Origin of the sequence: Paeniglutamicibacter gangotriensis Lz1y, assembly GCF_000348945.1 — a bacterium.
Taxonomy (GTDB): Bacteria; Actinomycetota; Actinomycetes; order Actinomycetales; family Micrococcaceae; genus Paeniglutamicibacter; species Paeniglutamicibacter gangotriensis.
In genome coordinates this window covers 135,648-156,086 of the sequence record NZ_AOCK01000002.1, presented here as the reverse complement: position 1 = coordinate 156,086, position 20,439 = coordinate 135,648, and the positions used below count along the sequence as shown (strand labels likewise).

The 20,439-nt window shown below is 65.9% G+C and carries 17 protein-coding genes; 5 read left to right on the top strand and 12 right to left on the bottom strand.

All coding sequences use genetic code 11. From position 1 onward, the window contains the following. Positions 1-23 precede the first annotated feature (23 nt). From ADIAG_RS03750 to hemE, 9 genes are all read right to left on the bottom strand, one after another. Positions 24-1,553 carry an amino acid permease gene (locus ADIAG_RS03750; RefSeq protein WP_007269979.1) on the bottom strand — a complete coding sequence of 510 codons (1,530 nt, stop codon included), beginning with the start codon at positions 1,551-1,553 and terminating at the stop codon, positions 24-26. Between the two features lie 381 nt (positions 1,554-1,934). Then, positions 1,935-3,248: a glutamate-1-semialdehyde 2,1-aminomutase gene (gene hemL / locus ADIAG_RS03745; RefSeq protein ID WP_007269977.1), complete on the bottom strand. Its 1,314-nt coding sequence runs from the start codon at positions 3,246-3,248 to the stop codon at positions 1,935-1,937. Beyond that, the gene (hemB, locus tag ADIAG_RS03740; protein ID WP_007269976.1) at positions 3,245-4,231 is read right to left on the bottom strand and encodes a porphobilinogen synthase; all 987 of its coding nucleotides are present in this window, start codon (positions 4,229-4,231) and stop codon (positions 3,245-3,247) included. Before hemB ends, hemL begins: the two co-directional genes overlap by 4 nt. 31 nt (positions 4,232-4,262) lie before the next feature. Continuing rightward, positions 4,263-5,165, bottom strand: coding sequence for a uroporphyrinogen-III synthase (locus tag ADIAG_RS19920; RefSeq protein ID WP_007269975.1), 903 nt, complete (start codon positions 5,163-5,165; stop codon positions 4,263-4,265). A gap of 5 nt (positions 5,166-5,170) precedes the next feature. After that, a complete protein-coding gene (hemC, locus tag ADIAG_RS03730) occupies positions 5,171-6,145 on the bottom strand; it encodes a hydroxymethylbilane synthase (RefSeq protein ID WP_007269974.1) in 975 nt (324 codons plus the stop codon). After that, complete coding sequence (locus tag ADIAG_RS03725) at positions 6,142-7,347, bottom strand: ferrochelatase (RefSeq protein WP_007269973.1); 1,206 nt, start codon at positions 7,345-7,347, stop codon at positions 6,142-6,144. The genes hemC and ADIAG_RS03725 overlap by 4 nt, the downstream gene beginning before the upstream one ends. Further along, positions 7,344-8,057 (bottom strand): hydrogen peroxide-dependent heme synthase, encoded by a 714-nt coding sequence (gene hemQ / locus ADIAG_RS03720; RefSeq protein WP_007269972.1) that lies wholly within the window; start codon positions 8,055-8,057, stop codon positions 7,344-7,346. Before hemQ ends, ADIAG_RS03725 begins: the two co-directional genes overlap by 4 nt. A gap of 139 nt (positions 8,058-8,196) precedes the next feature. After that, positions 8,197-10,272, bottom strand: a complete 2,076-nt coding sequence (locus ADIAG_RS03715) for a protoporphyrinogen/coproporphyrinogen oxidase (protein WP_007269971.1) — start codon at positions 10,270-10,272, stop codon at positions 8,197-8,199. 122 nt (positions 10,273-10,394) lie between these two features. Further along, the gene (gene hemE / locus ADIAG_RS03710) at positions 10,395-11,465 is read right to left on the bottom strand and encodes a uroporphyrinogen decarboxylase (RefSeq protein WP_007269970.1); all 1,071 of its coding nucleotides are present in this window, start codon (positions 11,463-11,465) and stop codon (positions 10,395-10,397) included. Positions 11,466-11,600: 135 nt separating this feature from the next. Between hemE and ADIAG_RS03705 the strand changes: the two genes are divergently transcribed. Beyond that, positions 11,601-12,941: a glutamyl-tRNA reductase gene (locus ADIAG_RS03705; RefSeq protein ID WP_043473450.1), complete on the top strand. Its 1,341-nt coding sequence runs from the start codon at positions 11,601-11,603 to the stop codon at positions 12,939-12,941. Positions 12,942-13,026: 85 nt separating this feature from the next. Here the strand turns inward: ADIAG_RS03705 and moeB are convergent, their stop codons facing one another. Beyond that, positions 13,027-14,250, bottom strand: a complete 1,224-nt coding sequence (gene moeB, locus ADIAG_RS03700; protein WP_007269968.1) for a molybdopterin-synthase adenylyltransferase MoeB — start codon at positions 14,248-14,250, stop codon at positions 13,027-13,029. A 70-nt stretch (positions 14,251-14,320) separates the two neighbouring features. Here moeB and ADIAG_RS03695 point away from each other — a divergent pair, with 70 nt between their 5' ends. Together ADIAG_RS03695 and ADIAG_RS03690 are read left to right on the top strand one after the other, a co-directional pair. Beyond that, positions 14,321-14,998, top strand: a complete 678-nt coding sequence (locus tag ADIAG_RS03695) for a TetR/AcrR family transcriptional regulator (protein WP_007269967.1) — start codon at positions 14,321-14,323, stop codon at positions 14,996-14,998. Between the two features lie 70 nt (positions 14,999-15,068). Further along, positions 15,069-15,290, top strand: a complete 222-nt coding sequence (locus ADIAG_RS03690) for a DUF3107 domain-containing protein (protein WP_007269966.1) — start codon at positions 15,069-15,071, stop codon at positions 15,288-15,290. Positions 15,291-15,384: 94 nt separating this feature from the next. Here the strand turns inward: ADIAG_RS03690 and ADIAG_RS19915 are convergent, their stop codons facing one another. Together ADIAG_RS19915 and ADIAG_RS03680 are read right to left on the bottom strand one after the other, a co-directional pair. Beyond that, positions 15,385-16,068, bottom strand: coding sequence for a 4a-hydroxytetrahydrobiopterin dehydratase (locus tag ADIAG_RS19915; protein ID WP_007269965.1), 684 nt, complete (start codon positions 16,066-16,068; stop codon positions 15,385-15,387). 89 nt (positions 16,069-16,157) lie between these two features. After that, on the bottom strand, positions 16,158-16,838 hold the full coding sequence (locus ADIAG_RS03680; protein ID WP_152426038.1) for a ferritin-like fold-containing protein: 681 nt from the start codon (positions 16,836-16,838) through the stop codon (positions 16,158-16,160). A 76-nt stretch (positions 16,839-16,914) separates the two neighbouring features. On the opposite strand from ADIAG_RS03680, the gene ADIAG_RS03675 reads away from it, so the two are divergent. Both ADIAG_RS03675 and ADIAG_RS03670 read left to right on the top strand, forming a co-directional pair. Beyond that, complete coding sequence (locus ADIAG_RS03675; protein WP_043473442.1) at positions 16,915-18,363, top strand: RNB domain-containing ribonuclease; 1,449 nt, start codon at positions 16,915-16,917, stop codon at positions 18,361-18,363. Between the two features lie 322 nt (positions 18,364-18,685). Continuing rightward, positions 18,686-20,347 (top strand): DEAD/DEAH box helicase, encoded by a 1,662-nt coding sequence (locus ADIAG_RS03670; protein ID WP_007269962.1) that lies wholly within the window; start codon positions 18,686-18,688, stop codon positions 20,345-20,347. Positions 20,348-20,439: the final 92 nt, after the last annotated feature.

Genomic DNA, 20,439 nt, shown 5'->3' with positions numbered 1-20,439 from the left:
GCTCCAGCAACGGAGCCTCTGGGTTAGGTGACGTTGAGGCGTTCGGCCTCGGCCGGTTTCTGCCTCGCCGCCATCTGTGGCGCAAACTTCTGGTTCAAGCGGGAGTGGCTGCGTCCGTACCCGAAGTAGATGCCCACGCCGAGAACCAACCACACAACAAAGTAGATCCAGGTTTCGACGGCAAGGTTGACCATCAGGTAGGTGCACAGCAGTGCCGAGACGATCGGGATGACCGGACCGAACGGAACCCGGAAGGCGGGCTTGAGGTCCGGGCGCTTGCGGCGCAGCACGATGATGCCCAGGCTGACCATCACGAAGGCCGACAGCGTACCGATGTTGATCATTTCTTCGAGCACATCCACACGGGTGAAGCCGGCCACCAGGGCCACCAGCGAACCGCAGATGACGGTGATGCGCACCGGGGTGCCGCGCTTGGCGCTGGTCTTGGACAGACCGTAGGGCAACAGCCCGTCACGGCTGATGGCAAGCACGACGCGTGAGAGCCCCATGAGCAGCACCATAACCACGGTGGTCAGGCCGATGAGCGAGCCGACGGCAATGACCGAGGCTGCCCCTTCGTTGCCCACCAACGAGAACGCCGTGGCCAGCGTCGGGGTTTCCACGGCTGCCAGGTCCTTGTAGGAGACCATGCCGGTCAGCGCGAAGGAAACACCGACGTAGAGCAAAGTGGTCAGGGCAAGGCCGGCGAAAATGCCGCGGGGCAGCGTCTTGTTCGGGTTCTTGACCTCTTCGGCGCTTGTTGCCACCACATCGAAGCCGACGAACGCGAAGAACACCAAGGCCGCGCCGGCCAGCACGCCCATCATGCCGTATTGTGCCGGGGCAGCCCCGGTGGCAAAGGCGAAGAGCGACTGTTTGAGCACCTCGGTGGTGCCATCCCCCGAGGCCGGAACCGCTTCGGGGATGAACGGAGTGAAGTTCTCCGCCTTGAGGTAGAACAGGCCGGCGATGATCACGAAGAGCACCACGGCGATCTTGATGATGGTGAATACATTCCCGACCGTGGCTGACAGCTTGGTGCCCATCACGAGCAGCAGCGTGAACAGCGCAACGATCAGCAATGGTCCCCAGCTCATGGTGACGATGCCTAGGTCAATGGTGGGTGAAAGGTGTACTCCCACGAGCTGGAAAACTTCGGTGAGGTAAATACCCCAATACTTGGCGATCACCGCTGCTGCGGTGAAGAGTTCGAGAATCAGGTTCCAACCAATGATCCACGCAACAAACTCGCCCATGGTGGCGTAGGAAAACACATAGGCCGAGCCGGCGACGGGGATCGCCGTCGCGAATTCCGCGTAGCACATGATGGCCATCGCGCAGGTCAGCGCGGCTATCACAAATGAAAGCGTGACTGCCGGTCCGGAGAAGTTTGCTGCGGCCCGCGCCCCCACGGAGAAGATTCCGGCGCCCACCGATACGGCGACGCCCATGATCATCAGATCCCAGGTGTTCAGGGTCCGCTTGAGCTGGCGGCCGGGTTCCGCGGCGTCAGCCAGGAAGCTCTCCACGGGTTTGGTACGAAAAAGGCTCACTGAATTCCTCGGCGGCAATGAAACGCGAAAACTAACCGAACAAGCCTAGCCGTGTTGCTTATACGCCTTGGTGAACCACGTGTCCCCGGATGCATCCCAGCAGCCGGACTCCGGGATCTTGCCCCCCACACCAAATAACATCAACCAATCAATCTCTGACGTGACCTTTTATCGCCTTCTGCAGGCACCATTCGTTTCGACGTCGTGTTCCCCCACGCGGCTGCGCCAGACGGATGCACCGGAGCAGAAAGTGGTCTAGAGCTCACCCAATTTCATCTCTCCGGCAGCACGAGCGGCCCAAACACATAAAAATACCCCCGAAAGCTGCTGCATCAAGCGATTGATGAGACAGCCTCCGGGGGCTTTTACAACCCTGTCGAGCTAGACGGCGGGAACAGCCGAAGCCGCGGCGCTCGCCGCGGCCGGGAGCGCGTCAAAGATCTTGTTCATGGCTTCATCATCGTGGGCCGAGGAGAGGAACCACGCCTCGAAGACGCTCGGCGGCAGGTAAATGCCCGAGGAGAGCATCGAGTGGAAGAACGGCGCGTAGCGGTAGGCCTCTTGGGCCTGCGCCTCGGCATAGTTGTGAACGCCGGTTTCCGAGGTGCCGAAGGCAACCGAGAACAAGTTACCCGCACGCTGAATCGAGTGATCGACGCCGGCTTCGGTCAGGGCTTCGGTGAGTGCGCCTTGCAGTTCCAGGGACTTCGCGTCGATGTGCGCGTAGACCTCGGGTGTGGCATGGGTCAGCTGGGCGATGCCAGCCGCCATGGCAACAGGGTTTCCCGAGAGCGTACCGGCCTGGTAGACCGGGCCCAGCGGCGACAGGTAGTCCATGACCTCGGCACGTCCACCCAGGGCAGCAGTGGGCAAGCCACCGCCGATGACCTTGCCGAATGTGTACAGGTCCGGGGTCCAGCCCTCGGTGCGGCCGGTCAGGCCCCAGTAGCCGGCATCGGAGGCACGGAACCCGGTGAGAACTTCGTCGAGGATCAGCAGGGCGCCGTTGGCGGTAGTGGTCTCGGCCAGGAACTTGTTGAAGCCGTCCTCAGGGGTCACGACCCCCATGTTGCAGGGAGCGGATTCGGTGATGACTGCGGCGATCTTGTCCCCGTGTTCAGCGAACGCTGCGGTAATTGCCTCACGGTCGTTGTAGGCCAATACCAGCGTCTCTGCGGCGGTGGCCGCGGTGACTCCTGCGGAACCGGGCAAGGCCAGGGTGGCCAGGCCCGAACCGGCGGCGGCCAGCAGGGAATCGAGGTGGCCGTGGTAGCAGCCGGCGAACTTCACGATCAGGTCCCTGCCGGTGTAGCCGCGGGCCAGACGCACCGCGGTCATGGTGGCCTCGGTGCCGGTGGAGACCATGCGCATGCGCTCCACGCCGCCGAAGCGATCCATGACCAGGCGGGCCAGCTTGCCCTCATCCGGGGTGGAAGCACCGAAGGACAGGCCGCGGTCAACCGCAGAGTGCACCGCGTCTTGGATGGCCGGGTGGGCGTGGCCCAACAGCGCCGGGCCCCAGGAGCAGACCAGGTCAACGTAGTCATTCCCATCGGCGTCGCTCAGGTAAGCACCCTTGGCGCTGACCATGAACGGGGGCACCCCTCCGACCGAGCCGAAGGCCCGCACCGGGGAGTTCACCCCGCCGGGCATGAGCTGCTGGGCGGTGGCGAAGAGTTCTGCGGAGCTGGTCATGATTTTCCTTCTTTCATCCACTGGCCGATTTCGGCCGCCCAGTAGGTCAACACGGTGTCTGCGCCGGCACGGCGGATGCTCAGCACGGATTCTTCGATGGCGGCACGGCGATCGATCCAGCCGTTGGCTGCAGCGGCCTCGATCATCGCGTACTCGCCGGAGATCTGGTAGGCGGAGACCGGGACCGGGGACATCGCCGCAACGTCTGCCAGCACATCCAGGTAGCTCATGGCCGGCTTGACCATGACCATGTCGGCGCCTTCGGCCAGATCGAGCTCGACCTCGATCAGCGCCTCGCGGCGATTGGCGGCATCCATTTGGTAGGTACGGCGGTCCCCGGTGAGCTGGGAATCCACCGCCTCGCGGAACGGGCCGTAGAAGGCGGAGGCGTACTTGGCGGCGTAGGCCAGGATCGAGACCTCTTGGTGGCCTGCTTCGTCCAGGGCCTGGCGGATGACGGCAACCTGGCCGTCCATCATGCCCGAGGGGGCGACGAGGTGCGCTCCGGCGTTGGCCTGTGCCACGGCGAGCCGACCGTAGATTTCCAGGGTCGCGTCGTTGTCCACGTTGCCAGCCGCATCGAGCACGCCGCAGTGGCCGTGGTCGGTGAATTCATCGAGGCAGACATCGGACATGATCACCAATTCGTCGCCGACCTCGGCGCGCACCGCCTCGATGCCCAGGTTCAGGATGCCGGCCGGGTCGACTCCGGCGCTGCCGGTGGCGTCGCGGGTCTCGGGGATACCGAAGAGCATGATGCCGCCCAGGCCCAGCTCGACTGCCTGTGCTGCGGCGGCCTTGAGGCTGTCCATGGTGTGTTGCACGACCCCGGGCATCGAGGTGATCGGGTTTGGTTCGGTGAGTCCCTCGCGCACAAAAGCGGGCAGGATCAGCTGTTGGGGGGCCAATACTAGCTCGGCGGTGAGCCGACGCATGGCGGGGGTGGTGCGCAGGCGACGTGGCCTGCGGGAGGGGAATGTCATTCTTCGCTCCTTGTGAGCTGGGAGTTGATGGCTAGGGGTGCGGTGTTGTTGTGGGTGCCGCGGCGCGGGCCGTGGAGGTTGCGCCAATGGCACCCTCCCAGGCCGTGGCCAGGCCCTCGGGGGTGGGCAGGGCGGCGATTCCCGCCGGTTCCAGCCCGTGCTGGCGCAGCCGCTTGGCGGTGCTGTCCCCAATGGCGATCAGCGCTTGGTCCCCCGACCGGAATGTTGCGGGGTCCGGGAGCAGCGCCAGAAACGTGTCCACGGTGCTTGGCGAGGAGAACATGACCGCGTCTATGCCGGCCAAGGCTTCTGAAAGTTGCGGAACTTCCAGCAGGTATCCGCCGACGGGCAGGGCCACCGAGCCGCCGGCGGGTGCATTATGCAGGGCACGTGCCCGATCCGCCGGGGCGGTCACGGTGTTGTAGGCGATGACGATGTCCGCCTGCCAGCCGTGGGCGGCGAATCCGTCGCGCAGTGTGGCCGAGGCGATGTCCGCCTGCGGGGCGAACACCGAGGCCTGTGAGGTGCGCAAATCCTGCCAGTCGGCGAGCATGCCGCGGGCCGAGTGGTCGGTGGCGGGCATGAAGTCAATGTGCGCCCCGAGGGCACGCACGGCATCGGCGGTGGCCTCGCCGACCACCGCGACCCGGGTGCCGGAAGGGATGCGCAATTCGACATCCAGTGCCGCGGCCCGGAGGCACAGCGCGGTGAGCGTGTTCACGGAGGTGAACACGCACCAGTCATAAGCCCCGTCGAGCAGCCGTACCAGGTGCGCGTCGAGCTCCGTGGTGTCGGAGGGCAGCTCAAAATCGATGAGCCGGCACACCGCCGTGCGTGCGCCGCGTGCTGCCAGCACGCTCACCGTTGCCGCGGCACGGTCGGCACTGCGCAGCAGCAGGGCGGTGCGCCCCGCCAACACCCCGGGATTCGACATGGTTCCTACAGCCCTGCCAGCTCGGCCGCGCCCTCGGCCAGCAATTGCTCGGCCAGCGTGACGCCCAGGGCCCAGGCCCCGTCGATGGTCAGCGTCGAGGTCCGCGCCGAGCGGCGCATGGTGTCGGAGCCGTCGGGTTTGCAGGCCACCGAGTCCAGCACCAGCTCATCGCCTTGCACCAGTGCCAGCGCACCCACCGGTGCCGCGCAGCCAGCCTCAAGGCGGGCCAGCAGCGCACGTTCGGCGGTGATCGCCAGGCGCGTGTCGGTGTCATCCATCGTCTCCAGTGCCGCGTCGACAGCGCTGTGGCCGCTGCCGCCGGTCCGAACCTCCACGGCCAGCGATCCCTGGCCGGGCGCCGGAAGCATGATGTCCGGGTCCAGGTACTCGGTGATGTGCGATTCAAGGCCCAGGCGTTCCAAGCCGGCGGCAGCCAGCACCACCGCGTCCAGGTCGCCCTGGGCGGTGCGTCCCACTCCTCCGTCGTCCTTCTGCACCGGGGAGCCCTTGACCCGACCCAGCCGGGTGCCGACGTTGCCACGGATATCCACGATTCTAAGGTCAGGCCGGAAGGCCAGCAACTGCGCGGCACGCCGCGGGGAGCCGGTGCCCACCGAGGCGCCCTCGGGCAGTTCGGCCAGGAAGAGCCCGTCGCGGGAGCACAGGGCGTCGCGCACATCGGCGCGCACCGGGGTCGCGGCGATCACCAATCCCTCGGGCTGCGTGGTGGGCAGGTCCTTGAGTGAGTGCACAGCCATGTCGCAGGTGCCCTCGTAGAGCGCCTGACGCAGGGCCGCGGCGAACACGCCGGTGCCGCCGAGTTGCGAGAGCGGACCGCTGGTCACATCCCCCTCGGTCTTCACCAGCACGGTGTCGTACTCGACGCCGGAGAGCCGGTTCAACTCCGCGGCCACGTGCCCGGTCTGGGTGGTGGCCAGGGCGGAGCCGCGGGTGCCGAGGGTAAAGCGTGAGCCGCTCATGCCTCCGGCACCCCGACCTCGGAGTCGACGGCCGCGATGGTGGGCTTGACGGTGCCGTCGCGCATCACCTTGGCACAGCAATTCGGTCGGCACACGTCGAACCAGGGCCCTAGCGCGGCCACCGAGGCGCGGCCGGCCTTCAGCGCGTTTCCGTCGGACCCGGCCAGGCGTTCGGCCAGCAGATCGACCATGCCGGAGACAAAGTCGGTGTGTGTGCCGGGGGTCGGCACGCGGTGGAAGGCCAAGCCGAGCTCGGCGCAGCTGTCCTTGGCTTCGGTGTCCAGGTCCCAGAGGACCTCCATGTGGTCCGAGACGAAGCCGATGGGCACCACCACGACCCCGGCGACGCCGTCGGCCTTGTACTGGGCCAGGGCATCGTTGATGTCGGGTTCCAGCCACGGCACGTGCGGGGAGCCGGAGCGGGACTGGAAGACCAGGGAGTGTTCAAGGCCGGCGGCCTGGGGCACCTCGGCCAGGATGGCGTCGGCGACGGCCAGGTGCTGGGTCGAGTAGAGATCCGTTTTGAGCTCCGCGACCAGGTCGCGCGGGCCTGCGGCCTCGGCGTCCGAGGTCGGGATCGAGTGCGTCACGAAGACGATCTTGATCTCTCCGTCGGGGTTGCCGGCCTCTGCCAGCTGCGCCCGGACGTTGGCCAGCGAATCGCGCAGTCCCTCCACAAAGGGGTTCACGAACGCGGGGGTGTCAAAGTACTGACGCACCTTGTCGACCTCGAGCTTGCCCTCCAGACCGGTCTCGCGCAGGGCTACGCCCAGGTCCTCCCGGTACTGGCGGCAGGAGGAATAGCCGGAGTATGCACTGGTGGAGAGCATCAGCACCGTGCGGTGCCCCGCCGCGTGGATCTCGGTGATCGTTTCCGCGACGTAGGGCGCCCAGTTGCGGTTGCCCCAGTAGAGGGGCACGTTGATGTCCCGGGCGGCAAGCTCGGCCTCGAGGGCCGCCTTCAACGCGCGGTTCTGCGCGTTGATCGGGGAAATGCCGCCGTTGGCCCGGTAGTGGGTCGCAACCTCTTCGAGGCGCTCGTCCGGGATGCCGCGACCCTTCGTGACGTTACGCAGGAACGGGATGACGTCATCCTGGCCCTCCGGACCACCGAAGGAGGCCAGCAGGATCGCGTCGTAGGCCTTGGGGGCCATCACGCCGTTCTCGTCGTAGCCGGTGCGAGGATCAAAGCTCTGGCTCATCGCAGGACCTCGGCAACCTCGGCGGTGGAGATGCGCCGTCCGGTGTAGAACGGGATTTCTTCGCGCACGTGGTTGCGGGCTTCGGTGTAACGCAGGTGGCGCATCATGTCGACCAAATCGATCATTGCGGGGGCCTCGAGGCAGATCTGCCACTCGTAGTCACCGAAGGCGAAGGCCGCCACGGTGTTGGCCAGCACGTTGGGGAAGTCGCGGCCCAGCACGCCGTGGTCGCGCAGCATCTTGCCGCGTTCTGCCGGGTCCAGCAGGTACCAGTCGGTGGAGCGCACAAACGGGTAGACGGTCATCCAGGTGCTGGGGGCCACGCCGCGGGCGAAGGCCGGGGAGTGGTCCTTGGAGAATTCGGCTTCGCGGTGCACGGCCATGGTGGAGTACACGATGGTGGTTTCGGCGAAGAGGTAGGAGCGGCGGATCTTGCGCACCGCGGCCTGCAGGGATTCGGCGGTGGGCCCGTGGACCCAGGTCATCACGTCGGCGTCTTCACGCATCGCGGAGACGTCGTAGGTGCCGCGTAGCGTCACGCCCTCGGCGGCCAGCTCGGCGATGAGCGCGTCGAATGCCTCGACGCCCTCGCTGCGGTCCAGATCGGAGTCGCGCTTGAAGACGGTCCACAGGGTGTAGAACATCGTTGCATCGGCACCGGCCGCCTCGCGGTCGCGGATGACGGGTGAGTTGGATTCCACTGCACTCATGGGGTTGATCTCCTGCTTTCTTTGCGGTGCCGCGCCGGTGGGCGAAGCGTGTGTTGCTGAAGTATTCAAAAATTTGTGTCACGAACCCCCCTGCGGCGTCTCCGGCCGATCCGGCCCTAGGCTGCCCGGTGGTCCGAACCTAGCTGGCGGTGATGCGCAACCGTTTGCGGGTATCGGCGATCACCGCGGCAAGTCCCGTGCCGGCCAACCATGCCCCGACCAGGTCAAGGCCCGGGTGGGTGTCGGCCAACGCGCGGATTTCCGCCACGCGTTTGGCGTGCCCGGTGGTGGCGAAGGGCAGCGCGCCGGAGTAGCGCACCACGTCGAAGCCCAACACATCCCCGGAAGTGATGTCCAGGCCCAGCAGCAACGAGGCGTCCTTCAAGGCGGAACTGCGCAGCGAGTTATCGTCGGCATTAACCAGGGCGGAAGCGACGTCGTTGAGCCTGCCGTAGGACAGCCGCAGCACGTGCGATCCGGGGCCCGAGGCATCGCCCAGCCACTGCCACTTGGCCGTCGCATGGGTCAGGGCCTTGGCACCAACATTCTCGACGCTGGGCGCTACCAGCAGTCCGGTGCCACGTGGTGCATCATCGAGCTCGGGCTTATCGATCACGAGCGTGACCAGGGCGATTCCGGCCCCGCTCGACGGGCGGTGCGGTTCGAATGCAGCATCGATCCCGGCCAGCAGGTCAATCGCTGGTCCCCCGCCGGTGGCCAGCACCACGCGGTCGGCGTGCACTTCATGCGGGCCGGGCGCGAGCTGTTGCTTTGCTGCCTTGGCAGCCTTGTCCGCCTTCGCGTTCCTGCCGTGCTCGGGCTCCGCCTCGGCTGTAGGTTCGGCGGGGGCCAGCCTCACGAGGAAACCCGTGGCTTCCTCGTGAGGTTCGAGCCCCGCCACGAGGCTGTTGGCGAAGAGTTCGACGCCGGCCTCGAGCAGATCCGCGACCAGTGCGGAGACCAGCTTGTTCATCCCGCCTTTCACCGAGGCCACGGCGGATCCTGCCGGGGCCGCGGCACGCATGGAGGCGACCGCGCGGGCCAGTGAACCGTGCTTGAGCACCGCGGCGCGCAGGCCCGGGGCGATGGCGTCCACGTCCAAGGTATCGGGGTCAGCCGAGTGCACCCCGGAGACCACCGGGGTGACAAGGTTTTGCAGCACGGCGCTTCCCATGCGGGAACGGACCAGCGCACCGAGGGACATTTGCCCCTCCACGAGCTTCTTGGACACCGGGGTGATCAGGTCGGCGGCGGCGCGCAGCGCCCCGGCACGGCCCACGGCACTGCGGACTTCTTCGGCCCACGGATCCCCGGGGATACCCAGGATCCCGGTGGCCGGCAAAGGTTGGGCACCGTGTTCGGTCCCGCGCTTGAGGTAGAGCCAGGCTCCCCCGGGCTGCGGGGTGATGATGTCCTGGCCCAGTCCCAGTTCACCGAGCAGGTCGGCGACCGCGGTGGAGCGTGTGGCGAAGGATTCGGCACCGGCATCGAGCCGGAGCCCGGCGACCTCGTGGAGTTGCACGCAGCCGCCGAAGGTAGCCGAGGCCTCGTGGAGTTGCACGCGGTGCCCGCTGATGGCCAGTTCGCGGGCTGCGACGAGCCCGGAGATGCCGCCACCGATCACCACGGCCAGCGGTCCGCTCGGTGCCTTATCCGGTGCTGTGCTCTCGGCGCCGCGGGCAAGGTTGAGCAGGCGCATAGCGTGGGCAGCGGCGTTGGAGGCCACGGGTGTGCGCCGGGTCCTGGCAGCAGGCCTTTGTGCTTCAGTCTTTTCGGCTACCGGGCTAGCTGCACCCGATTGCTCCTGGCCGGACTCCGTGCCAGCCGAAGCGGCCTCGGGAGCCACTTCCTGCTCGGGTGCAGGTACGTGGTCGGTCAAAGATTCAGGGGCAGCCACCGGGGCTGCAGCTTCGGTTCCGCGGGCGCGATTGAGCAGGCGCATGGCATGGGCGGCGGCGTTGGAGGCCACCGGGCTGCGCCGGGCCTTGGCTGCGGGTTTTTCCTGCTCTGGCTCGGGCACTTCGGCCGGCTGGTCCCCGGCCTCGGCCTGCAATGTTTCGGCCACGGAAGCCGGTGTTACCTCGGGTGCCGAGCTCGAGGCGCGTTCGTCGCCGGTCCTCGGGTCTGAGGCAGCCTGGGAATCGGGCACGGCCCGGTCCTCGCCGGTTTCGCGGGCTCGGCCGCGGCGTGGCTGCTCTTCGACGTGTGGCACCATCAACTCTTTTCGGGTCAAAGCGAATATCTGAGGTTGCTGCGCGGGACGCGGTGCGCAGGTGCCGCGGGGAAAATGACTCCCCGCGCACACCGCGTCCGGCGCACATAACTTATCTATCTAGCTTAACGCCCGGCGACGGGGATCGAGTGGATCAGTTCAACCACGCGAGTGAGGACCTCGGGGTCCGTCTCCGGAGGGACACCATGTCCCAGGTTCACCACGTGCGAGATCGCACTGTCGCCAGCGGCCAGTACCTCACGCACATGGGCCTCCAGCACCTCCCACGGGGCCGAAAGCAGTGCCGGGTCGATGTTGCCCTGCAGCGGGATATCTCCGCCCAGACGGCGGTTCGCCTCATCCAACGGCAGTCGGTAGTCGACGCCCATGACATCGACGCCCACGTTGCGCATGGCTCCCAGGAGTTCCGAGGTGCCGGTACCGAAGTGGACCAGCGGCACGCCGGTGTCGCGCACATGGTCCAGGGCGCGAGCCGAGGCCGGTGCGACGTGGTTGGTGTAGTCGGCCAGCGAGAGCGAGCCAGCCCAGGAGTCGAAGAGCTGTCCGGCGGAGGCTCCGGCCTCGATCTGCGCGCGCAGGAATTCGCCCGAGGCGTCGGCGGCCCAATTGGCCAGTTCCTCCCAGACACCCGGTTCTGCGTGCATCATGGTGCGCGGGCCCATGTGGTCGCGGGACGGGCGTCCCTCCACCATGTAGGCGGCAACCGTGAACGGGGCACCGGCGAAGCCGATCAGCGGGGTGTTGCCCAGCTGCTCAACGGTCATCGCGACGGCCTCACGGATGGGATCCAGTGCGGCATCGGTCATCTTCGGCAGTGCGCGCACGTCGGCGGCGGTGCGCACCGGGGTGCCCAGCACCGGGCCGACCCCCGGAACGATGTCCACATCGATGCCCGCGAGCTTCAGCGGGATCACGATGTCGGAGAAGAAAATTGCGGCATCCACGTCGTGGCGGCGTACCGGCTGCAAGGTGATTTCCGAGGCCATCTCGGGGCGCAGGCACGATTCGAGCATCTCGGTGCCGACGCGCAACTTGCGGTATTCGGGCAGCGACCGGCCGGCCTGGCGCATGAACCATACGGGTCTGCGAGTGGGCTGCTGGCCGCGGTAAGCGGAAATCAGAGGTGAATTGGCGGTACGACCGTCCATCAATGGGTGGTTCTGGCTCAACGTCATGTCATTGATTCTGCCAACATTTGTGCCCGAACCGTAATCCTCACGCCCCCGGCGAACACATCGAGCCCCGTATTCTGCCGATCCGGTCACACCTGAAGCTCTACAGTCGGTAGAAGCGCTACCATGGGTAGCATTGTGGTTTTACTTTCTCTCGTTGCCTCTCATTCAGACATCGACCTCGAGACCGTGGCAAAGATCAGTGCCGACGCCTCCCAGGTCGCTTCCGTTGTGCTCGCTTCGGCCAGCCCGATCGCCGGTGCCGTGACTTTGGCCACCTGCAACCGCTATGAAATTTATTGTGAGGTCCCGCAACTGGAGGACCTCTCTGCAGCGCGTTCGGAGGTGATCAGCCAGATCGCCGACAGCACCGGGCTCGACGAGTCAACCATCTCCACCGCACTGGTCTCCAAGTCCGAGACCGAGGCCATCGAGCACCTGTTCTCCGTCGGTGCCGGACTGGACTCGGCGGTGATCGGGGAACGCGAAATCGCCGGTCAAGTGCGCCGAGCACTGAACGAAGCCCAGGCCGCCGGGACCGCAACAGGTTCCCTGGTCCGGCTCTTCCAGGCCGCCTCACGCACCGCCAAGGACGTCGGCTCGCGCACCTCGCTGGGATCCCGCGGGCTCTCGGTGGTGTCCGTCGCCTTGGACCTGGCCACGGATCTCAGCCGCGAGCGGGACTGGAAAACCAAGAACATCGTCATCTTCGGCACCGGCGCTTACGCCGGGGCCACCATGGCGCTGCTGCGCGACCGCGCCGCCCACAACGTTTCGGTCTTTTCCGCCTCCGGACGCTCCGAGGCCTTTGTTGCCAGTCGCGGCGGCGCCGCTCTGGATGAGTCGACTTTGGAGGCGGCGTTGGAGAGCGCCGACATCATCATCGGCTGCAGCGGCTCGGATCACCGGCTGATGGCAGCCGACATTGCCGCTCTTGATCGCGGCGGCCGCCCGCTGATCGCCGTCGATTTGGCCCTGACCCACGACTTCGACCCGGCGCTTGGCGCCCTTGAAGGGGTGGATTTGATCGACCTGGAGTCGGTACGCATGGCCGCCCCCGACGAACAAGCGCAGTCGCTGCGCGAGGCCCGGGGCATCGTCCTTGGCGCCACGCAGGCTTTCGCGGCCGAACAGCGCGAGCGTGCCGCCGATGCCGCCATCGTTGCCCTGCGTCGACACACCCAGCAGGTGCTCGAGGCCGAGGTCGAGAAGGTCCGGGCCCAGCACGGTTGCACCGCCGCGGCCGAAGAGGTCGAGTTCGCGATGCGCCGGATGATGCGCCAGCTGTTGCACGTGCCCACGGTCCGTGCCCGCGAGCTGGCCTCCGAGGGCCGTGCCGATGAATACATCGGGGCGCTCGAGACTCTCTATGGTCTGGAGGTCGCGGTTCCTGTGGCTCCGTCCATGAAGAACCAGGCCAGCTGCCCGGTTACCGGCGCCCAGGGCGCTGGCACCGATTCGGTCAGCCGCTCCGCCTGAGCGCAGCACCACAACGACGCCACGAAAGAAGGGGCACCATCGACGGGCATCCAGCCGCTGCGGTGCTGCTGTGGCGCTGCGGGTTCTAGTACTCCGGCAGCGTGGGGTCCACGTCCCTGATCCAGTCCAGGATCCCGCCGGAAACATGGTGCACACGCGCATAGTCGTGCTCCAACAGGTAGCGCAGCACTTCGCCCGAGCGTCCGCCGGATTTGCAATGCAGCACCAGGTCCCGGTCCCGCGGCAATTCGATCTCGCCGCCCAGGATGGCACCGCGCGGGGCCAGCACGGAACCGGGGATCGCGACGATCTCGGCCTCCCCTGGCTCCCTGACATCGATCAGGAGGAAATCCTCGCTGCCCTGCTCACGCCGGATCAGCAGCGCCGCAAGTTCCCGCGCGTCGATGCTGTGCCTGGCCATCAGCGAGATCCCGGCGGCATCCAGCGAAGGGGCCGAGCAAAAGTCGTCATAGCTGGGCAGCAGGGCGGTAATCGGCGCCACCGCGGGATCTTCACGCAGCGAGACCTCGCGCCAGGTCATCTCCAGCGAGTCAAGGATCAACAGGCGGCCCAGCAGTGTGCGCCCTACCCCGGTGATCAGTTTGATCGCCTCTGCCACCATGACCGATCCGATCTGCGAGCACAGCACCCCGAAGACCCCTCCCTCGGCGCAGGAGGGAACCGTGCCCGGCGGCGGCGGAGTGGGATACAGGTCGCGGTAGTTGGGCCCGTGCGCGTCCCAGAAGACCGTGACCTGCCCGTCGAAGCGCAGGATCGAACCCCACACGTAGGGTTTGGATGCGAGCGCCGCGGCGTCGTTGACCAGGTAGCGGGTGGCGAAGTTGTCGGTGCCGTCCAGGATGAGATCGTATTCGCCGAAGAGTTCGACGGCGTTGTGCGTATCCAACCGTTCATGGTGCAGCCGCACGGTGACCAGCGGGTTCAGGTCCTTGATGCGTGCGGCGGCCGATTCGGTCTTCAGCTGCCCCACGGTGTTCACGGTGTGGATGACTTGGCGTTGCAGGTTCCCCAGGTCCACGACGTCGTCGTCGATGATCCCCAGCGTCCCTACCCCCGCAGCGGCGAGGTAGAGCAGTGCCGGGGCGCCCAATCCGCCGGCCCCGATGACCAGCACCCGCGCGTTCTTCAGCCGTCGCTGCCCGATCACCCCGATCTCCGGGATGATGATCTGCCGCGAGTAACGCAGCAATTCCTCGGGTAACAGCTCGTCCCCGGGCGGGACCAGAGCGCCCAGGCGGCCGATGTCGGAGGTCCCCGTCAGGGGCGTGGGGCTGATGCTGGAAACCATGTATTCACCATAGTCCTTGTGCGACGCGTCGGTGCGGGTCCGGCCACTGTCGTTACCGAAGAGTAGACTTATGCGAAATGTCCTCCGCTTTGAGCGCGGGCGTCAAGATTTCCGCGAAAGGGCCGATGTGACAATTCTTCCGAGCCGCGGTGGCCGTACCCAGCGGATGCCGCGCGAGGCCCGCCGCCGCCAGCTGCTGAACGCCGCCCACCAGGTGTTTGTCGCCCATGGTTTCCATGGTGCCTCGATGGACGAGATCGCTGAGGTCGCCGAGGTGTCCAAACCGGTGCTCTACCAGCATTTCCCCGGCAAGCGGGAGCTTTACGGAGCATTGCTTGATGCACACATGGAGGAATTCAGTGATCTGTTGCAGGAAGCGATCAATTCCACCACCGACAACAAGCGACGCGTCAGCGCCACAATTCGCGCCTACTACGAGTACATCTCGAGGGAATCGCAGGCCTTCAGGCTGATCTTCGAGTCCGATCTGCTCAACGATCCGGAGATCGGCGCGCGGATCGAGGCGTTTAATGCGAAGTTCGCCGGATACATTGCCGACGTGGTCGCCGAGGACACGAAGTTGTCCCCCACCCAGGCGCTATTGATGGGTCGGGCGATGGCGGGGATGGCCCAGGTCTCGGCCCGGTATTGGGTGGATTTTGCCGATGAGGTGCCGTTGGAGGAAGCCAGTGATTTGGTGTCACGTTTAGCTTGGCGCGGAATCGGTCGTTTCCCCAAGGAATCCTGACGTAAATTCAAAGCAGATGTTGGTCGGCGCCACCGGGCTCCGGCACTTGCAACAAACCAGGAAGGCCACCATGGACGTTCGCATTGGAATTCAGAATGTTGCCCGCGAGATCGTAATCGAATCCGCCGAGAACGCCGAGGAGTTGGCCAAGCGCGTCTCCGACGCCTTGGCTGCAGGCGGAGAGCTTCGCCTCACCGACTCCAAGGGCCGCCTCATGCTGGTGCCCGTCGCCGGCATCGCGTATGTCGAAATCGGCGTCGAAGAACCCCGCCGCGTAGGGTTTGCCCACTAAAGGGTTTTTCACCCGCGGGAGAAGGGGAAGGGTACGGACGCTTTGGTGTCCGTACCCTTCCCTTCGTCATAGGTCCTCGGTGGAGAGGAACTCTCTACTGGAACTCCGGAGTTTCCTCGCGGTACTCAGTGTCCAGGTACAGCCGGTTGCCGTCGGCATCTGTGTAGCGGATTCCACTGGGTCCGTGCACCGGTGCACCCGAGGTCTGCGCCTGCTCCAGTTTCTGCCGGGCGTCCTCGAGCGAGCTGTGGGCTATGAGCCGTTCGATGTGGATGCCGTGCTCCTGAGGATTTCCGGCAGAGCTGATCCTGATTCGCGGGTTTCGTCCCTCGGGGTCCACCAGGTCTTCGTCGCGACCGACGCTGTATCCCATGGCGCCGGCCCAGAATTCGCTCAGCCGTTCAGGGTCGCCGGTCTCAAAACCCAGGCGCAGATCTTGGTGGCGGTTCGGCACGGCGACTGCCCCGGAGTCGGTGGCAGCAAATTCAAGTAGCGTCGCCAGGGCCACATCGCGCAGCGTGATTTCATCCCCTACATCGTGGGAGGTGCTGCGCAGGAAGATGGTGGTGGCACGCCAGTCGACATCGGGGTGGTGGCCCTGATGCTCGGCGGCCTCGGCAACCAGTGCCAGGAAGTCGATGGCGTCCCGGGTGTCGGCAAAGGCCCAGGCACAGACCAACGCACCGTCGCGTTCGCGCCACGAGGGCAGTTCCTTCAGCGCCCGGGCGACCTCGTAATCGGTCAGGATGCGGTTCGGTGAGTCTTTCTCAAGGGCCATGGTGGTTCTCGTTTCTGTGGGCACGGACCCACACATTGTGGTGCCGTGCTGTTGCTGTGCATTCTGGTCGAGGCTGTCGGGCCAGGGGCTCAGGCGGTCATGCCCAGCTGGCGCATACGCCGTGAATGGTTCGCCACCAGCACGGCAAAGAGCCGCGTCATTTCCTGGCCGCGATCATCTGCTTCCGCGGTCTCCAACGCACCCCAATAGTCGTATCGCTCGCCGATGTCCTTGGCCTGGGTCAGCGCCTCGCCCAATAACCGCCGTCCCCACAGGGCCAGACGGGAGCCGCGCTCGGGATGGTCGAAGATCGCCAGCTGCAAGCGCTCGCGCAACCAGTCGGTGTTCGATGCCGAGGTCTTGACCTCCCGCACCAACGCACTCACGCCCGGTTCCAGACCGGAGGCAATCAGCGCGTAGAAGTCGGCAGCCACCCCGTCGATCACGTAGGCCTTGGTCAGCGATTCGTACCAGTCCCCCGGCTTGGTGCGCTTGTGCATCTCATCGATCGCGGCCATGAACGGCTCGATGACTTCCTGGGCGTCGAGCCCGCGATCTGCGATAAGCTCACGGACCTTCTCGTAGTGCGCGAATTCCGTCACGGCGAGCCTGCCTAGGGTTTCACGGTCAACTAGCGTCGGAGAGAGCCGCGCATCGGAAGATAAATGTTCGAAGGCCGTCAGTTCCTGATAGGCGATCAGGCCCAGCAGGGCGAGCTCCGCGTCTTCGGCGGCTGCTGCCGAACCAAAGGTCAAAGGTGTTTTGGTCATGAGTTCAGCGTACTCGGGGCCCAACACGCGCGGCACATCGGATGTCGGTCGGTGGCATCGTGGTTATGCTGGCGTGGTGAGCCACCAAAACATCGCCTTGACGCCCGAAGCCCATAGCACCGCCCTGGCCGCAGCGCTCGAGGCGCTGGAGATCGAGTTCGAAGTGCGCATCGAATTCCCGCCGGAGGTCTTGGCCGAGGCCGAGCGGGCCATCGCCGAATTTGAGCTTCCGCCCATCGACAAGCGAGACATCGAGCTTGTCACTATTGACCCAGCCACCTCCACCGACCTCGACCAGGCGGTCCACCTCTCCCGCACCGCACAGGGCTATCTGGTGCATTACGCGATCGCCGATGTCCCGGGGTTCGTGGCCTTGGGTGGCTCCTTGGATGCCGAGAGCCAGCTACGTGGTCAAACCGTTTACCTGCCGCATCGCAGGATTTCCTTGCATCCCGAATCGATCAGCGAGGATGCCGGTTCACTGCTGCCCGGACAGGATCGCAGCGCCTACCTGTTCTCTTTCACGCTCGATGCCACCGGCGCCGTCAGCAACACCGTCCTGGAGCGTGCGATGGTCCGGAGCAGGGAGAAGCTGAGCTACGTCGGTGTCCAAGAATCCTTGGATTCCGGGACGGCCACCGAGATGATGCTGTTGCTGCGCGAGGTCGGACTCAAGCGCATCGAGCTCGAACGTGCCCGCGGCGGAGCCTCCCTGCGCATTCCCTCCCAGGAAGTTGAATGTGTGGAAGGGACCTACACGCTGGTGGCCGATGCCCCGCTTCCCGTCGAGGACTGGAACGCGCAGATCTCGTTGATGACCGGGATGGAGGCGGCGAACATCATGATCCAGGCCAAGGTCGGGCTGCTGCGCACCATGCCGCCCCCGGCCCAAAAAGACATCGACGTCTTCCGGCTCCAGGCTCTCGCGCTGGGCACCAGTTGGTCTGCGGATCAGCCCTACGGGGAGTTCCTCCGTTCGCTGGAGCTGAGTGACCCGCGCCAGCTGGCCCTGATGCACCAAGCCACCAGCCTGTTTCGCGGGGCCACGTATCTGGCTTTCGACGGCGAGCTGCCCGAGGACCTGGTCCAGGCCGCGATCGCCGCTCCCTATGCCCACACCACCGCACCCTTGCGCCGCCTGGTGGACCGCTTTGCGCTACTGGTCTGCTCCTACGCCAGCGCCGGTCAGGAGGTACCCGTCGAGGTGCGCCAGGTTCTGCCCACGCTGCCCGATCTGATGAACGGGTCAAACCGCCTGGTGAACCAGATCGAACGCGCGGCCATCGACACCGTGGAGGCAGCGTCATTGGCGCACCGCGTGGGCGAACGTTTCAGCGCTGTCACGTTGTCAGCTTCCGAGTCGGAGAATGGCAAGGGCAAGCCCCGAGGCACCTTGCAGGTCGAATCCCCCGCGGTCATGGCGCGCTTTGAGGGCAGCGCCGAGGCCGGCCAACACGTTCAGGTCGAATTGGTCCAGGCCGACCTGGCCAGCCGCAAGGTGCTCTTCCGCATCGTCGGACCCTGACGCCTCGGCGGCATCCGGGCTGCCCGCGTCCTCCGGCGCCCGGATACCATACCCGGCAAATGCCCGGTTATCCCTGCCGGCACGATATGCTTGAACGGTATACAAGGATGCCCGGTCGCGTACCTTGAAAAGAATCTCCTGCGGGATTACCCAGCGACTTCCGCGCCCCCAGGTGGTCAGATCGCTTGACCACTAGCTAAGCCTGCGATCGGCTCCGCTGGAAGCACCCCGAATGTGGTGGACCTCCGACCCTTTTTCCCTTTTTCACGGGACGGTCGTCGAGCACCCCAGGCCTGGTGCCTAAACGAATGAGAACCCCCCTGTGTTGAATGCAGAACACCAGCTCACCGCCGATTCGGCGTCTGAAGCAGTGGACATCGAAGATTTCCTGTCCACCGATGAAACCCCGCACGAGCTCCCGCAGCTGACCTTCGCAGATTTCGGCGTGCGCGCCGATATCGTCGAATCCTTGACGGACGCCGGCATCACCCACCCCTTCCCGATCCAGTCGATGACCCTTCCGGTCGCCCTGGGCGGGCACGACATCATCGGCCAGGCCAAGACCGGCACCGGCAAGACCTTCGGTTTCGGCATCCCCGCGCTGCAGCGCGTGATCGGCCCCGCCGACGAGGGTTACGACAAGCTCCCGGTCCCCGGCGCCCCGCAGGCACTGATCGTGGCCCCGACCCGCGAACTCGCAGTTCAGGTCGCCACCGACATCGCCAAGGCCGCCACCAAGCGCAACGCCCGCATCGCCACCATCTACGGCGGACGTGCCTATGAGCCGCAGATCGAGCAGCTGAACAACGGTGTCGAGATCGTCGTGGGTACCCCCGGGCGCCTGATCGACCTGCACCGCCAGCGCCACCTGAACCTGAAGAACGTACGCATCGTGATCCTCGACGAGGCCGATGAGATGCTTGACCTCGGCTTCCTGCCCGACGTCGAGACGCTGCTTGCCGCGACCCCCGCCATCCGCCAGACCATGCTCTTTTCGGCCACCATGCCAGGCCCGGTCATCGCCATGGCCCGTCGCTACATGACCAAGCCGACGCACATCCGCGCCGCTGACCCGGACGACGATTCAATCACCAAGAAGGACATTCGTCAGGTCGTCTACCGCGCCCACCAGCTGGATAAGGACGAAGTTGTCGCCCGCATCCTGCAGTCCGAAGGCCGCGGCCGCACCATCATCTTCACCAAGACCAAGCGTTCGGCAGCCAAACTGACCGACGAGCTGATCGATCGCGGATTCGCCGCCGGCGCCATGCACGGAGACCTGGGCCAGGGTGCCCGCGAGCAGGCGCTGCGCGCCTTCCGCAACAACAAGGTCGACGTGCTGGTCGCCACCGACGTCGCGGCCCGCGGCATCGACGTGGACGATGTCACCCACGTGATCAACCTCCAGTGCCCGGAAGACGAGAAGACCTACTTGCACCGCGTGGGTCGCACCGGCCGTGCCGGCAACAAGGGCACCGCCGTGACCTTCGTGGACTGGGAAGACGTCCCGCGCTGGGGTTTGATCAACAAGGCCCTGGGCCTGAACGTCAACGACCCGGTGGAAACTTACTCTTCCTCGCCGCACCTCTTCACCGATCTCAACATCCCGGTCGGTACCAAGGGCCGTCTGCCCCGCCACGCGCGCAAGCTCGAAGGCTTGGCCGGCGAAAAGCTTGAGGACCTTGGGGAGACCGGCAAGAAGCCCGCTACACGTTCCTCCGACGGTGGGCGCCGAGGCGAACGTGGCTCAGAGCGTGGCGGTGAGCGCGGTGGACGCCACGGTCATTCCCGCGGCCGTTCGGACCGCCCGGCTCGCGAAGGTGAACGCCGCCGCGAGCCTGCCCGGACCGAGGCCCCCGCGGCCGAGACCGGCGAGCAGACCGCTCCCGCCGCCGACCGCGCCGAACGCGCTGCACGCAACCGCAACCGCAGCCGTACCCGTCGCCGCAACGGTGAAGTCATCGCCCCTAAAGACGCCGAGTAAATAAGTGAGCCAAAGCAATCCCTCAGTGGCTCCACTCCTCGTCCCGCCCGCTGAAACGCTCCGGGACCAGGATGCCGCCACCATTGATCCTG

What these genes read in the sequence shown, in the direction of transcription:
- ADIAG_RS03680 (WP_152426038.1), bottom strand. Translation starts at nt 16,838, where the DNA reads ATGACCAAAACACCTTTGACCTTTGGTTCGGCAGCAGCCGCCGAAGAC.
- moeB (WP_007269968.1), bottom strand. Translation starts at nt 14,250, where the DNA reads ATGGTTTCCAGCATCAGCCCCACGCCCCTGACGGGGACCTCCGACATC.
- hemQ (WP_007269972.1), bottom strand. Translation starts at nt 8,057, where the DNA reads ATGAGTGCAGTGGAATCCAACTCACCCGTCATCCGCGACCGCGAGGCG.
- ADIAG_RS03695 (WP_007269967.1), top strand. Translation starts at nt 14,321, where the DNA reads ATGCGAAATGTCCTCCGCTTTGAGCGCGGGCGTCAAGATTTCCGCGAA.
- ADIAG_RS03725 (WP_007269973.1), bottom strand. Translation starts at nt 7,347, where the DNA reads ATGAGCCAGAGCTTTGATCCTCGCACCGGCTACGACGAGAACGGCGTG.
- ADIAG_RS19920 (WP_007269975.1), bottom strand. Translation starts at nt 5,165, where the DNA reads ATGTCGAATCCCGGGGTGTTGGCGGGGCGCACCGCCCTGCTGCTGCGC.
- hemB (WP_007269976.1), bottom strand. Translation starts at nt 4,231, where the DNA reads ATGACATTCCCCTCCCGCAGGCCACGTCGCCTGCGCACCACCCCCGCC.
- hemC (WP_007269974.1), bottom strand. Translation starts at nt 6,145, where the DNA reads ATGAGCGGCTCACGCTTTACCCTCGGCACCCGCGGCTCCGCCCTGGCC.
- hemE (WP_007269970.1), bottom strand. Translation starts at nt 11,465, where the DNA reads ATGACGTTGAGCCAGAACCACCCATTGATGGACGGTCGTACCGCCAAT.
- ADIAG_RS03715 (WP_007269971.1), bottom strand. Translation starts at nt 10,272, where the DNA reads ATGGTGCCACACGTCGAAGAGCAGCCACGCCGCGGCCGAGCCCGCGAA.
- ADIAG_RS19915 (WP_007269965.1), bottom strand. Translation starts at nt 16,068, where the DNA reads ATGGCCCTTGAGAAAGACTCACCGAACCGCATCCTGACCGATTACGAG.
- ADIAG_RS03690 (WP_007269966.1), top strand. Translation starts at nt 15,069, where the DNA reads ATGGACGTTCGCATTGGAATTCAGAATGTTGCCCGCGAGATCGTAATC.
- hemL (WP_007269977.1), bottom strand. Translation starts at nt 3,248, where the DNA reads ATGACCAGCTCCGCAGAACTCTTCGCCACCGCCCAGCAGCTCATGCCC.